We start from the raw sequence: 12,686 nt of genomic DNA on the forward strand, positions 1-12,686 counted from the left end.
GTCCCTCGCTTTATCTGATCTGCAACGAATTCAAGGCGCCACGATGCTCGACAGGCTCAACGAAGATTTCCGGTTCTACCAGCAGGCTTTGGCACTGCGCGCGCAGCGCCAGGAAGTGCTTTCCTCGAACATCGCCAACGCCGACACGCCCAACTACAAGGCGCGCGACATCGACTTCAAGGCCGCGATGCAAAGCGCCATGGAAGGCACGATGCGCCTGCCCGACACGTCGCTCAAGCTGACGTCGGCCCGCCACATTCCGGCCAAGGCCGTGTCGCAGGGCCCGACGGATCTGCTGTACCGCCTGCCGTACCAGCCCAGCATGGACGGCAACACGGTGGACATGGACATCGAGCGCGTGCAGTTCGCCGACAACACCCTGCATTACCAGAGCACGATGCAGCTGATCTCCAACCGTATCCGCGGGCTGCAGACCGCCATCCAGGATTGATCTTTAAAGGGAGCAACAGGCAATGTCCTTGTTGAGCATTTTCGATATCGCCGGTTCGGCGTTGAGCGCGCAGTCGCAGCGCATGAACGTGGCGGCCAGCAACATGGCCAACGCCGACAGTGTGGTCGGCCCGGATGGCCAGCCTTACCGCGCCCGCCAGGTCGTGTTCCAGGTCAACCCGGCCGCGGGCCAGGCGCTGGGCCAGGAGATCGGCGGCGTTCGCGTGGCCGGCGTGGTCCAGGACCAGTCGCCCCTGAAGATGGTCTATGACCCCAAGCACCCCCTGGCTGACGCGCAGGGCTACATCAGCATGCCCAACGTCGATCCGGTGGCCGAAACGGTCAACATGATCGCGGCATCGCGGTCCTACCAGGCCAACGTCGAGGTCCTCAACACCGCCAAGGCGTTGATGCAGAAGACGCTGACCATCGGTCAATCCTAATTTCCAGCCAGAGTCTATCCATGACCACCGTCGACCAAACCACGAGCACCACGGCCATGGGCCTGGCGCAAACCGGCGCCAACAGCGCGAGCACCGCGCAGGGCCTGCAGGACCAGTTCCTGAAGCTGCTGGTCACGCAGCTCAAGAACCAGGATCCGCTGAACCCGATGCAGAACGCGGAGCTGACGTCGCAACTGGCGCAGATTTCCACGGTGGAAGGCATCACCAACCTGAAGAACACCATGCTGGCCATCAGCGGCCAGATCGACGTGTCCCAGTCGATGAACGCCGTGTCGATGATCGGCAAGGGCGTCCTGATCCCGGGCACCAAGGTCAAGGTCGGTGTCGACAGCGCCAACCCCGCGGACCGCGTGGTCACGCCCTACGGTCTGGATCTGCAGGGCGACGCCGCCAAGGTCCAGGTCCGCATCTCGGATTCGAACGGTGCAGTTGTCCGCACCATCGAGCTGGGCGAGCAGAAGAACGGCGTGTACACGCTGGAATGGGATGGCAAGAACGACGCCGGCGTGGCGCTGGAACCGGGCGCGTACAACGTGTCCGTCCTGGCGACCGACGCCGAGGGCGCGAAGGTGAACTCGGAAGTATTGAGCTACGGCAACGTGAAGAGCGTGGCGTACTCCACCAACGGCCTGCGTCTGGATCTGGGCCTGGACGGCCAGACCAGCATGCTGGACGTGCGCAAGGTGATCGGCGCCTGAACGGGCGGATATGAATTGGTGCCGGCGCAGGGGCGGCGGCTTTTCCACTAAAGATTAGCGAGAGTAAACATGGGCTTCGGACAAGGATTGAGCGGCTTGAACGCCGCTGCGCAGAACCTGGACGTCATCGGCAACAACATCGCCAACTCGGGCACCGTCGGCTTCAAGTCGGCCACCGCATCGTTCGCTGACGTCTACGCCAGCTCGCGCGTGGGCCTGGGCGTCAAGGTCTCGGCCATCAACCAGCGCTTCACGGTCGGTTCCGTGACGGGCGGCGGCGGCGAATACGACATCGCCATCGACGGCGCCAAGGGCATGTTCCGCGTGACCGACCAGAGCGGCTCGGTCATGTACACGCGCAACGGCGAGTTCCTCGTCGACAAGAACAACTTCATCGTGAACGCGCAGGGGTATCGCCTGACCGGTTACCCGGCCGGCGCGATCGGTGCGAACCCGGTCGAACTGCAACTGCCGACCGCCAACGTCGCGCCGCAGGCGACGACCAGCGCCACCACCGTGGCCAACCTGGATGCCAACGCCAAGATCGTCTATCTGAACGATACGGAGACGGCGCAGGAAGTACCCGGCAAGATCACTCTCGGTGGCACGGCGTACACGTTCACGAAAGCTGCCGGCGGCGCGCTGACGTGGACCCCTGGCAATCCGCCCGCCGCGGTGTACGGCACGGCACCGGCGACCGTCGAGCTTAACGCAGCGGGCGAGGTTATCAATGGCAAACTTGAGAACATCCCTGGCTTTGTCGACTTTACCGCCGCCGTCGTCGAGTTGGGCCGACCCTTCGACCCCAAGATCTCCAGCACCTACACGAACGCCTCTCCCATGACGGTGTTCGACTCCCTGGGCAACTCGCATCAGGTCATGCAGTATTTCGTCAAGCGTCCCGCCGAAGCTGGAACCAGCGTATATGACGTGTACTACACGATGGACGGCCAGGCTATGTCGCCCACGACGGAGAACAACGGCGTGTGGGGCGTTCCCACAAAGTTCACGTTCAACAACGCCGGGACGCTGACCAGCGCGCCAATCGTGAACCTGACCTTCGCCCAGCCCGGCGGCACGACCACCCCGGCCGATCCGCTGAACGTCGCCATCAACTACACCGGCACGACCCAGTACGGCAGCAACTACAAGCTGATCGCCAAGCCCGACGGCTACACGTCCGGTGAGTTCAGCGGCATCAACATCAGCAGCGACGGCAGCCTGGTCGCCAGCTACACCAACGGCGAAACCCAGATCGTGGGCACGCTGGTGCTGGCCGACTTCTCGAACCTGCAGGGCCTGCAGCCCGTGGGCAACAACGCCTGGAAGGAAACGGCGGCTTCTGGCCAGCCGATCCTGGGCCAGCCCGGCACCAACAGCATGTCGACGGTGGTGGGTCAGGCGACCGAAGCGTCCAACGTGGACATGAGCAAGGAACTGGTCAACATGATCATTGCCCAGCGCACCTACCAGGCCAATTCGCAGACCATCAAGACCCAGGACGAAATCATGCAAGTCCTGATGAACCTGAAGTAATGCCCGCAGGGCAAGCGACGACACCGACGGAATAGGCAATGGACAGAATCATCTACACCGCCATGAATGGCGCAGCGCGGATCACGGAGCATCAGGCCGCGCTCTCCAACAATATGGCCAACGTGAACACGGCGGGCTTTCGCGAGCAGATCGCGCTGTACCGCTCGGTTCCCGTGACGGACGGGGTGAGCCTGCCTACGCGTGTTTCGACGGTGGCGTCAACGCCCGGCAACAGCTTCGAGATGGGCACCATGCAGACGACGGGCCGCGGCCTGGACGTGGCGCTGGCCAGCGAGAACGGCTGGATTGCGGTGCAGACGCCGCAAGGCGAGGCCTATACCCGCGCGGGCAGCCTGCAGGTCGGCATCAACGGCCTGCTGCAGACGTCGCTGGGCCAGCCGGTCCTGTCGGACCAGGGAGGCCCCATCGACGTGCCCGACCAGGCTGCGCTGACCATCACGTCGGACGGCACGATCACGGCGCTGGGCGCCGGCGACGCGCCGAACAACATTCTGAACCTGGGCCGCCTGAAGCTGGTCAACCCGGACAACAAGCAGTTGGTGCACGGCGACGACGGCGTCTTCCGCATGGCGCCGGTCAACGGCCAGCCCGCACCGCCGGTGCCCGCCGACCCCGCGCTTCGCCTGCTGTCGGGCGTGCTGGAAGGCAGCAACACCAATCCGATGGCATCGATGGTGGGCATGATCGAAAACGCCCGCCGCTTCGAGCAGCAGATGCAGGTGATTCAGCAGTCGGACCGCAACGCGGAACGCGCCAACGGCATTCTGTCCGTAAGCGCCTGATTTAAATAACATTTAGTTCGCGGCCAGGCCGCGGCACCGGAGTCTTTCATCATGATGCGTTCGCTGTGGATCGCCAAGACGGGCCTGGAAGGTCAGCAGACCTCCATGGACGTGATTTCCAACAACTTGGCCAACGTCTCCACCAACGGGTTCAAGCGCGGCCGTGCCGTGTTCCAGGACCTGATGTACCAGACGCTGCGCCAGCCCGGCGCCCAGGTGGGCGATGCCACGCAACTGCCGTCCGGCCTGCAGTTGGGCACCGGCGCGCGCGTGGCCGCGACCGAGCGTATCCACTCGGACGGCAACCTGAACAACACCGGCAGCGAAATGGACGTGGCGATCAACGGCCGCGGCTTCCTGCCGGTTGAACTGCCCGACGGCACGCAGGCCTACACGCGTGACGGCGCGCTGCAGCGCGACCAGAACGGCCAGCTCGTCACCGTCAGCGGCTACGTCATCCAGCCGCCGATCAACGTGCCGGACAACGCGCTGTCCATCACCATCGGCACCGACGGCATGGTCTCGGTGACGCAACCCGGCGCCGCCGGCATCAACGTGCAGATCGGCCAGTTGCAGATCGCCACGTTCATCAACCCGACCGGCCTGCAAAGCATCGGCGAAAACCTGTACCTGGAAACTGACTCGTCGGGTCCGGCGAACCTGCTGCAGCCCGGTGTGGACGGCGCGGGTTCGATCATGCAGAAGTACGTCGAAACCTCCAACGTCAACGTCGCTGAAGAGCTGGTCAACATGATCACGACGCAGCGCGCCTACGAAATGAACAGCAAGGCCGTCAAGACGTCGGACGAAATGCTGGCCCGCCTGACCCAACTGTGATGCTCATGTCTGTCCTGCGCCTGGTACTTGCGTCTGCGCTGGCTCTGCTGGCGGCTGGTTGCGCCATGATCCCGCCCGAACCCATCGTGACCGGGCCGACGACGGCGGCCCCGCCGCCGCCGCCGATGCCCATGGCGCAGCCCACGGGCTCCATCTACCAGCCCACGACTTACGGCAATTACCCGCTGTTCGAAGACCGCCGGCCGCGCAATGTCGGCGACATCGTCACGATCGTGCTGAACGAGCGCACCAACGCGTCCAAGAACGTGGCGACGAATACCAATCGCAGCGGCTCGACCACGCTGGGCATCGCCGCGGCGCCGTCCTTCATGGACAGCTGGGCGAACGCCAACCTGAACACCGAAGCCAATGGCGGGAATGTGTCGCAGGGCAAGGGCGACAGCAGCGCCAACAATGCCTTCACCGGCACCATCACGACCACGGTGGTGGGCGTGATGTCCAACGGCAACCTGCAGGTCGCCGGGGAAAAGCAGATCGCCATCAACCGCGGCAGCGAGTACGTGCGCTTTGCCGGCGTGGTCGATCCGCGCTCCATCACGGGCACGAACACCGTGTCGTCCACGCAAGTGGCCGACGCGCGCATCGAATACCGCAGCAAGGGCGTCATGGACGAAGTCCAGACCATGGGCTGGCTGCAACGCTTCTTCCTGATCGCTTCGCCGTTCTAAATCATGAAACAACAGACTCCGATATCCACCTTGCTGTCCCTGATGGCGCGGGTGTGCGTGGCCGTCGGGCTGGCCGCGGGCGCCGGTGCGGCGCACGCCGAGCGGCTCAAGGATCTGGCCAGCATCCAGGGCGTCCGGGGCAACCAGCTCATCGGCTACGGCCTGGTCGTGGGCCTGGACGGCAGCGGCGACCAGGTGCGCCAGACGCCATTCACGCAGCAGAGCCTGACCAATATGCTGTCGCAGCTGGGCATCACGGTGCCCGCCGGCAGCAACATGCAATTGAAGAACGTGGCCGCCGTCATGGTCACGACGACCTTGCCGGCATTCGCGCGGCCCGGCCAGACGCTGGACGTGGTGGTCTCGTCCATGGGTAACGCCAAGAGCCTGCGCGGCGGCACGCTGCTGATGACGCCGCTCAAGGGCGCGGACAGCCAGGTCTACGCCATTGCCCAGGGCAACATCCTGGTCGGCGGCGCCGGCGCGTCTGCGGGCGGTTCCAGTGTGCAGATCAACCAGTTGAACGGCGGCCGCATCAGCGCGGGCGCCATCGTCGAGCGCGGCGTGCCGACCACGTTTGCCCGCGACGGCTACGTGCATGTCGAACTGAACAATACCGACTTCGGCACCGCGCAGAACGTGGCGACGGCCCTGAACCGCCAGTTCGGACAGGGCACGGCCACGGCGCTGGACGGCCGCGTCATCCAGGTGCGCACGCCCATGGAACAGGGCTCGCAGGCCCGCTTCCTGTCGCAGATGGAAGACCTGCAGGTCACGCGCGCGCCGACGGTCGCCAAGGTCATCATCAACGCCCGCACCGGCTCGGTCGTCATGAACCGAACGGTCATGATCGAAGAGGCCGCCGTGGCGCACGGCAACCTGTCGGTCATCATCAACCGCCAGAACGAGGTCGTTCAGCCGGACACGCCGTTCACGCAGGGCCAGACGGTGGTGGTGCCCAATACCCAGATCGAAGTGCGGCAGGACAACGGCTCGCTGCAGCGCGTGAGCACCAGCGCCAACCTGGCCGACGTGGTCAAGGGCCTGAACGCCCTGGGCGCCACGCCGCAGGACCTGCTGGCCATCCTGCAGGCGATGAAGACCGCGGGCGCCTTGCGCGCCGAACTTGAGATCATCTGACGGCCATGGCTTACACCAACGACGCGGCACGCGGCAGCGCCCGGCAGGATTCGGTCTTCGACATGGGCCGCCTGTCGGACCTGAAGCGCGACGTCAAGAAGGATCCCGCGGGCACCGAGCAGCAGAAGCAGGTCGCCAAGCAGTTCGAAGCGCTGTTCCTGCAGATGATGGTCAAGCGCATGCGCGAGGCCACGCCCAAGGAAGGTCTGTTCGATTCCCAGCAGACGCAGATGCTGCAGTCCATGGCGGATGAGCAACTGGCCCTGCATCTGGCCTCGCCCGGCATCGGTCTGTCGCAGGCGATCCTGGCGCAGATGCAGCAGGGCAAACCCGGCGAGATCCCGGATGAAGCGATCAAACGCATCGGGCAGGGCGGCGATCTGGACTTCCAGACCGGCGGCTCGCGTGAAGTGTCGGCGCTGCTGAACGTCATGCGCAACAACCGGCCGGCCGACCGCGCGCTGGCTGCGGCGGAAGGCGCGCCCGAGCACGTGGTCGACTTTGTGTCCAAGATGTCGCGCGCCGCCAACCTGGCGTCGCAGCAAAGCGGCGTGCCGGCCCGTCTCATCATGGGCCAGGCGGCGCTGGAATCCGGCTGGGGCAAGCGCGAAATCAAACATGAGGACGGCAGCACCAGCTTCAACCTGTTCGGCATCAAGGCAGGTTCGAGCTGGAAGGGCAAGGTCGTCAACGTGCTGACCACCGAATACGAAGACGGCGTCGCCCGCAAGGTGACGCAGCCGTTCCGGGCCTATGCGTCGTACGAGGAATCGTTCGCCGACTACGCCCGGCTGATCGGCAACAGCCCGCGGTACGAGAGCGTGACGACAGCCCGCAACGAGATCGAGGCAGCCCGCCGGATCCAGGACGCGGGCTACGCGACCGACCCGCGCTATGCCCAGAAGCTCATCGGCATCATGGGGCAGCTGCGGGGCGCGGCATCCAATGTGGAAAATTCACGCCGGATGTTGGAAGGACTCTAAATTTGGGTGATCCCCTGCCGTAAACGGGGTATCCAGAGATAACAGCTGCGGTTACATACGGGGCATTGTCAGCATGAATTTGTACAAAACGGCACTGGGCGGGTTGAACGCGGCGCAAGCCGGCCTGGCAACCACCGGCCACAACATCAACAATGCCACCACGGTCGGCTACAACCGCCAACGCGTCATGACCTCGACGGCGGGCGCGCAAGCGACCTCCAACGGCTACATCGGCCGTGGCGTCCAGGTTGACACCGTCGTGCGCAGCTACGACAGCTTCCTGTACAAGCAGCTCGTCGGCGCGACCGGCAGCGGCGCCCAGCTCCAGGCGCAGCTCGACCAGGTTTCGCAGATCAACAACCTGTTCTCCGACCGTACGGTTGGCATCGCCCCGGGCCTGACCAACTTCTTCACCAGCATGAACACGGTGGCCAGCAAGCCGGCGGATCCCGCCGCGCGCGCCGACCTGCTCGGCCAGGCCAACAGCCTGACGACGCAGATCCGCTCGGCCTACTCGGAAATGCAGAAGCAGCGTGAAGGCCTGAACACGCAGATCAGCACCACGGTCGACCAGGTCAACAGCTACCTGACCCGCATCGACGACCTGAACCAGCAGATTTCCCTGGCGGCCGGCAAGGCCGGCGGCAGCCCTCCCAACGATCTGCTCGACCAGCGCGACCAGGCCGTCATGGAACTGAACCAGCTCATCGGCATCACGACCTACGAGCAGGGCGACAAGATCAGCATCTCGCTCACGAAGGGCGGCCAGTCGCTGCTGTCGGGCAACACGCTTTACCCGCTGCAGGCCGTGCCGTCGGCCGCGGACGCGGGCCGCACGGTCATTGCCTATACGCTGCCCGCGGGCACCGGCAAGACCATCGCGGTCGAGATGCAAGACAGCGAAGTCACCGGCGGCAAGCTGGGCGGCCTTCTGCAGTTCCGCGCCTCGTCGCTGGACGTCATGCAGAACCAGCTGGGCCAGATGGCCGTCGGCCTGGCGCTGTCGTTCAACGAGCAGCACAAAGAGGGTCTGGACCAGGGCGGCAATCCGGGTACGGACTTCTTCAGTATCGGATCGCCGCAAGGTGTGCCCAATTCGGCAAACAAGAGCAACGCGCAGATCTCGGGTGCATTCACCGACCTGGCAAACGTCAATGCCAAGGACTACGAGATCTCGTTCGACGGCACCAACTACCAGGTCGTGCGCATGCCGGAAGGCTCGCAGGTCTACAACGGTCCGGCTACCGGCACCCCGCCGACCGCAACGCTGAACCTCGAAAGCGAGATGGGCGTGACGCTGACGATCAATGCGCCGCCCCAGGCCGGCGACAAGTGGTCGCTGTCGCCCACGCGTAACGCGGCCCGCGACATCAACGTTCTGATCACCGATCCCGACAAGGTTGCCGCGGCGGATCTGGAGGGCGGCGATGCCAACGGCAAGAACGCCCTGAAGCTGGCGCAGCTGCAGACCAGCAAAGTGCTGGGCCACGGCACGATGAGCATCAACGACATGTTCGCGCAGGTCGTGAACACGGTCGGCGTGCAGACGCAGCAGATCAAGACGGCCGCCACGGCGCAGGTCAACCTGATCAAGCAGACGACCGCTGCCCAACAGGCGGTGTCGGGCGTGAACCTGAACGAAGAATACGTAAGCCTGTCGCTGTACCAGGAGCAATACCAGGCCAGCGCCCGCATCATCGATGTGGCGAGCACCATTTTTGACACGCTGTTGGGCCTGCGCGGCTGATCAGAACGTTGATTGTGAATACTAGAAAGCATTACGGAGCTGCACCATGCGTCTGAGCACCACGATGATGTACACGAACGGACTGAGCGGCGTTCTCGCTCAGGAATCCGACATGAATCGCCTGGTCGAACAGGTTGGCAGCGGCCGCAAGTTCCTGACCCCCGCGGACGATCCGCTGGCGGCTTCCCTGTCGATCGGCGTCGCGCAGACGCAGAGCATGAACACGACGTATGGCCTGAACCGCAACACGGCAAAGACCAACCTCGGCCAGGAAGCCAACGTTCTGGATTCGATCACCACCGCGCTGCAGGACGTGCGCACGCGCGTCGTCCAGGCCGGCAACGGCACGTTCGCCGACAGCGATCGCCAGGCCCTGTCGACTGCATTGAAGAGCGCTCGCGATGCGCTGCTGGGTCTTGCCAACAGCACCGACGGCAACGGCCAGTATCTGTTCTCCGGTTACGAAGGCAGCGTGGTGCCTTACGCGCAGGACGCCACGGGCAAGGTCGTTTTCAGCGGCGCCACCGGTGAGCGCACCGTGCAGGTCGACCAATCGCGCCAGCTGTCGACCAGCGATCTGGGCAGCGACGTTTTCAATCGCGCCAACCCGGGTTCGACCGCCTATGTCAGCACGGCAAATGACAACAACACGGGCACCGCGCAGTTCGGCACCGTCTCGGTCACGCCGGGCAGCGCCAACATCGGCAAGAGCTTCAGCCTGCAGTTCGAGGCCGATCCCGCCACGGGCAACATGGGTTATCGCGTCATCACGACCGACCCCAACGCCAATCCGCCCGTGCCGCCGGTGACCACGCCCGCGCCGCCGGCCGGCCCCACCGAATACAAGGAAGGCGCCAGCATCGACTTCGGCGGCGTTGCTGTGGTCGTCAAGGGCACGCCGGAGAACGGCGACGTGATCGACGTCGAAAGCATCCAGTCGGCCGATGTGGATCTGTTCAACACGCTGGATAGCCTCATCAAGGTGCTGGATTCGCCCATCGCGGGCGACGAGAAGGCGCTGGCCCGTCTGAACAACGAACTGGCGACGGCGAACAAGAAGCTCGCGTCCAACTACGACAACATCCTGACCGTGGGCGCGTCGGTGGGCGCCCGCCTGAACGAGCTGGAGGCGCTGGACGCCACCGGCACGCAAAAGGGCCTGTCGTATTCGAAGTCGCTGTCGGATCTGGAAGACCTGGACTACTACGCCGGCGCCAGCCAGCTCGCGCTGCGCCAGGTGGCGTTGCAGGCGGCCTCGGCCGCGTTCATGACCATCCAGGGTTCCAGCCTGTTCAGCCGCAAGTGATGCGGTAGTTATCTGCGCGGCGCCGTTTGCGCGCGCCGCGGGTGGCGCACTTTTCGGACGCTGCCGGCCCGGGGCCGGGGCGTCCGTAGTGCGTGTAGGGTAGGTTGTGTCGTTTTTCGTTGCTTAACGCTCGGATATTTCATGCTTGGTAATTTAAAAGTTCGCACCTGCATCATCCTGGTGCTGTTGCTCTTCACGGGCGCCATGTTCATTTCGAACGGTGTGGCGTGGATGGGGTTGAATTCCGGCAGCGACAAGCTGGCGCAGGTCAACGAGGCCTATGCCAACCAGGCGACGCAACTGCAGCGTGCCTACAGCACCTTCCTGCGCGGCCGTCTGTTGCTTGCCAATTCGCTGATGGACATGCAGCAGGGCAAGACCGAACAATCGACGTCGCAAGCCAAGCGTGCCGATGCGCTCATGGCCGATGGTCAAAAGCTGTTCGACTCGTTCCGCAAGGCGCCGCGCATGGCAGGCTCCGAGGACCTCGTCGCCAAGCTGGAAGCCGCCTACAAGCAGTTCGACGACGTCTACCGCCGCCAGGCCGCCGCGCTGGCAAACCTGGCCATCCAGGACTACCTGGATCTGAACGACGCCGGCGGCGCTGCCAACACCGCGTTCCGTGAGGCCGTCAACAACGTGCTGCAGTTCACGGACACGCGCACGGACGAGCTCATCGCGCAGGCGGAAGCCGATCACAACATTTCGCGCATGGTGACCATTGTGATGCTGGCCATCGCTCTGGTGCTGGCGCTGGGCTGCTGGATCTTCATCAACCGCACCGTGCTGCGTCCGCTGCATGAAGCGGGCGACCACTTCGAGAAGATTTCCGCTGGCGATTTCACCGGCCGTATCGAAGTGCGCAGCACCAACGAAATCGGTCACCTGTTTGGCGCCATCAAGCGCATGCAGGAAAGCCTGACCCGCACGGTGGCCTCGGTGCGCCGTGGCGTGGAAGAAATCAATCTGGGCGCGCGTGAAATTTCCGCGGGCAACACGGACCTGTCCAGCCGCACGGAGCAGCAGGCTGCCTCCCTGGAAGAGACCGCCGCCTCGATGGAAGAGCTGGCCTCGACCGTGAAGCAGAACGCGGACAACGCCCGCCAGGCCAATCAGTTGGCGGCGAGCGCGTCTGACGTGGCCGAGCGCGGTGGTTCGGCCGTGTCGGAAGTGGTCAACACGATGCAGGAGATCTCGGCCAGCTCGCGCAAGATCTCGGAGATCGTGTCTGTCATCGACGGCATTGCGTTCCAGACCAACATCCTGGCGCTGAACGCGGCGGTGGAAGCTGCACGTGCCGGCGAACAGGGCAAGGGCTTTGCCGTGGTGGCGGGCGAAGTGCGCTCGCTGGCGCAGCGCAGCGCCCAGGCCGCCAAGGAAATCAAGGGCCTGATCGAGGACTCGGTGTCCAAGGTCGGCGCGGGTTCGCAGCAGGTCGAACGCGCCGGTTCCACGATGCAGGAAATCGTGTCCTCGGTGAAGCGCGTGACGGACATCATGGGCGAGATCTCGGCGGCGTCGGAGGAGCAATCCAGCGGCATCGACCAGGTGAACCGCGCCGTGTCGCAGATGGACGAAGTGACGCAGCAGAACGCGGCGCTGGTGGAAGAGGCTGCGGCCGCCGCCGGCTCGCTGCAGGAGCAGGCGCAGCGCCTGGCCGAAGCGGTGTCGGTGTTCAAGATCAACGCCGGCGAAGTCATCGAAGTGCCCGCGCGCCAGCTGGCGCAGCAACGCAGCGCGCCGCTGGTGTCCGCGCCCAAGCCCGCGCAGGAAGCTGCCGCCGCGCCTGCCGCGCAGCCCGAGCCCGCCGCCAAGGCCGCGCCCGCGCCCGCACCCCGTCTGACCCAGGTTGCCCGGCCCAAGCCGGCGGGCGCGACCGCCGCGCGCCCGCTGCGCCGGCCGGCCACGCGCGCCGCGGATGCCGCGGACGTTGCCGCGGCGGCGCCCAGGCCCGCCTCGCGCCGTCCGCCGCCCTCGGATGACGATTGGGAGTCCTTCTGACGGATCCGTTCCGCCAGTGCATTGAACAGGCA

Annotated in this window: 12 protein-coding genes; all 12 read left to right on the top strand. The window is 64.9% G+C overall.

What is annotated here, in order from left to right; all coding sequences use genetic code 11:
• Nucleotides 1-43 precede the first annotated feature (43 nt).
• The 12 genes from flgB (at nt 44) to B2W22_RS04045 (ending at nt 12,654) form a co-directional block, all read left to right on the top strand.
• A complete protein-coding gene (gene flgB, locus B2W22_RS03990; RefSeq protein WP_175126215.1) occupies nt 44-451 on the top strand; it encodes a flagellar basal body rod protein FlgB in 408 nt (135 codons plus the stop codon).
• 22 nt (nt 452-473) lie between these two features.
• Complete coding sequence (gene flgC / locus B2W22_RS03995) at nt 474-893, top strand: flagellar basal body rod protein FlgC (protein WP_105238489.1); 420 nt, start codon at nt 474-476, stop codon at nt 891-893.
• Nucleotides 894-913: 20 nt separating this feature from the next.
• Complete coding sequence (locus B2W22_RS04000) at nt 914-1,612, top strand: flagellar hook capping FlgD N-terminal domain-containing protein (RefSeq protein WP_175126214.1); 699 nt, start codon at nt 914-916, stop codon at nt 1,610-1,612.
• Nucleotides 1,613-1,681: 69 nt separating this feature from the next.
• Nucleotides 1,682-3,148, top strand: coding sequence for a flagellar hook-basal body complex protein (locus tag B2W22_RS04005; RefSeq protein WP_286936266.1), 1,467 nt, complete (start codon nt 1,682-1,684; stop codon nt 3,146-3,148).
• Between the two features lie 38 nt (nt 3,149-3,186).
• Nucleotides 3,187-3,951 (top strand): flagellar basal body rod protein FlgF, encoded by a 765-nt coding sequence (locus B2W22_RS04010; protein ID WP_175126212.1) that lies wholly within the window; start codon nt 3,187-3,189, stop codon nt 3,949-3,951.
• Between the two features lie 51 nt (nt 3,952-4,002).
• Nucleotides 4,003-4,788, top strand: a complete 786-nt coding sequence (flgG, locus tag B2W22_RS04015) for a flagellar basal-body rod protein FlgG (RefSeq protein WP_105238493.1) — start codon at nt 4,003-4,005, stop codon at nt 4,786-4,788.
• Nucleotides 4,788-5,477 carry a flagellar basal body L-ring protein FlgH gene (locus B2W22_RS04020; protein ID WP_175126211.1) on the top strand — a complete coding sequence of 230 codons (690 nt, stop codon included), beginning with the start codon at nt 4,788-4,790 and terminating at the stop codon, nt 5,475-5,477. The genes flgG and B2W22_RS04020 overlap by 1 nt, the downstream gene beginning before the upstream one ends.
• A 3-nt stretch (nt 5,478-5,480) precedes the next feature.
• Complete coding sequence (locus B2W22_RS04025; protein ID WP_279975072.1) at nt 5,481-6,617, top strand: flagellar basal body P-ring protein FlgI; 1,137 nt, start codon at nt 5,481-5,483, stop codon at nt 6,615-6,617.
• Nucleotides 6,618-6,622: 5 nt separating this feature from the next.
• Nucleotides 6,623-7,600: a flagellar assembly peptidoglycan hydrolase FlgJ gene (gene flgJ, locus B2W22_RS04030; protein WP_191578098.1), complete on the top strand. Its 978-nt coding sequence runs from the start codon at nt 6,623-6,625 to the stop codon at nt 7,598-7,600.
• A gap of 73 nt (nt 7,601-7,673) precedes the next feature.
• Nucleotides 7,674-9,347 (top strand): flagellar hook-associated protein FlgK, encoded by a 1,674-nt coding sequence (gene flgK / locus B2W22_RS04035; protein ID WP_286936269.1) that lies wholly within the window; start codon nt 7,674-7,676, stop codon nt 9,345-9,347.
• Nucleotides 9,348-9,393: 46 nt separating this feature from the next.
• Nucleotides 9,394-10,653: a flagellar hook-associated protein FlgL gene (flgL, locus tag B2W22_RS04040; protein ID WP_175126208.1), complete on the top strand. Its 1,260-nt coding sequence runs from the start codon at nt 9,394-9,396 to the stop codon at nt 10,651-10,653.
• Between the two features lie 141 nt (nt 10,654-10,794).
• Entirely contained in the window at nt 10,795-12,654 is a 1,860-nt protein-coding gene (locus tag B2W22_RS04045) for a methyl-accepting chemotaxis protein (protein ID WP_286936271.1), read from the top strand.
• The last annotated feature ends 32 nt before the right edge of the window (nt 12,655-12,686 follow it).

This window comes from Achromobacter sp. UBA4530 (assembly GCF_002388205.1).
GTDB lineage: Bacteria > Pseudomonadota > Gammaproteobacteria > Burkholderiales > Burkholderiaceae_B > Achromobacter > Achromobacter animicus.

Bases quoted from the DNA above. Each gene is read 5' to 3' on its own strand.
- B2W22_RS04045 (WP_286936271.1), top strand. From the start codon at position 10,795: ATGCTTGGTAATTTAAAAGTTCGCACCTGCATCATCCTGGTGCTGTTG.
- B2W22_RS04025 (WP_279975072.1), top strand. From the start codon at position 5,481: ATGAAACAACAGACTCCGATATCCACCTTGCTGTCCCTGATGGCGCGG.
- B2W22_RS04005 (WP_286936266.1), top strand. From the start codon at position 1,682: ATGGGCTTCGGACAAGGATTGAGCGGCTTGAACGCCGCTGCGCAGAAC.
- flgB (WP_175126215.1), top strand. From the start codon at position 44: ATGCTCGACAGGCTCAACGAAGATTTCCGGTTCTACCAGCAGGCTTTG.
- B2W22_RS04000 (WP_175126214.1), top strand. From the start codon at position 914: ATGACCACCGTCGACCAAACCACGAGCACCACGGCCATGGGCCTGGCG.
- flgK (WP_286936269.1), top strand. From the start codon at position 7,674: ATGAATTTGTACAAAACGGCACTGGGCGGGTTGAACGCGGCGCAAGCC.
- flgL (WP_175126208.1), top strand. From the start codon at position 9,394: ATGCGTCTGAGCACCACGATGATGTACACGAACGGACTGAGCGGCGTT.
- B2W22_RS04020 (WP_175126211.1), top strand. From the start codon at position 4,788: ATGCTCATGTCTGTCCTGCGCCTGGTACTTGCGTCTGCGCTGGCTCTG.
- flgG (WP_105238493.1), top strand. From the start codon at position 4,003: ATGATGCGTTCGCTGTGGATCGCCAAGACGGGCCTGGAAGGTCAGCAG.
- B2W22_RS04010 (WP_175126212.1), top strand. From the start codon at position 3,187: ATGGACAGAATCATCTACACCGCCATGAATGGCGCAGCGCGGATCACG.
- flgJ (WP_191578098.1), top strand. From the start codon at position 6,623: ATGGCTTACACCAACGACGCGGCACGCGGCAGCGCCCGGCAGGATTCG.
- flgC (WP_105238489.1), top strand. From the start codon at position 474: ATGTCCTTGTTGAGCATTTTCGATATCGCCGGTTCGGCGTTGAGCGCG.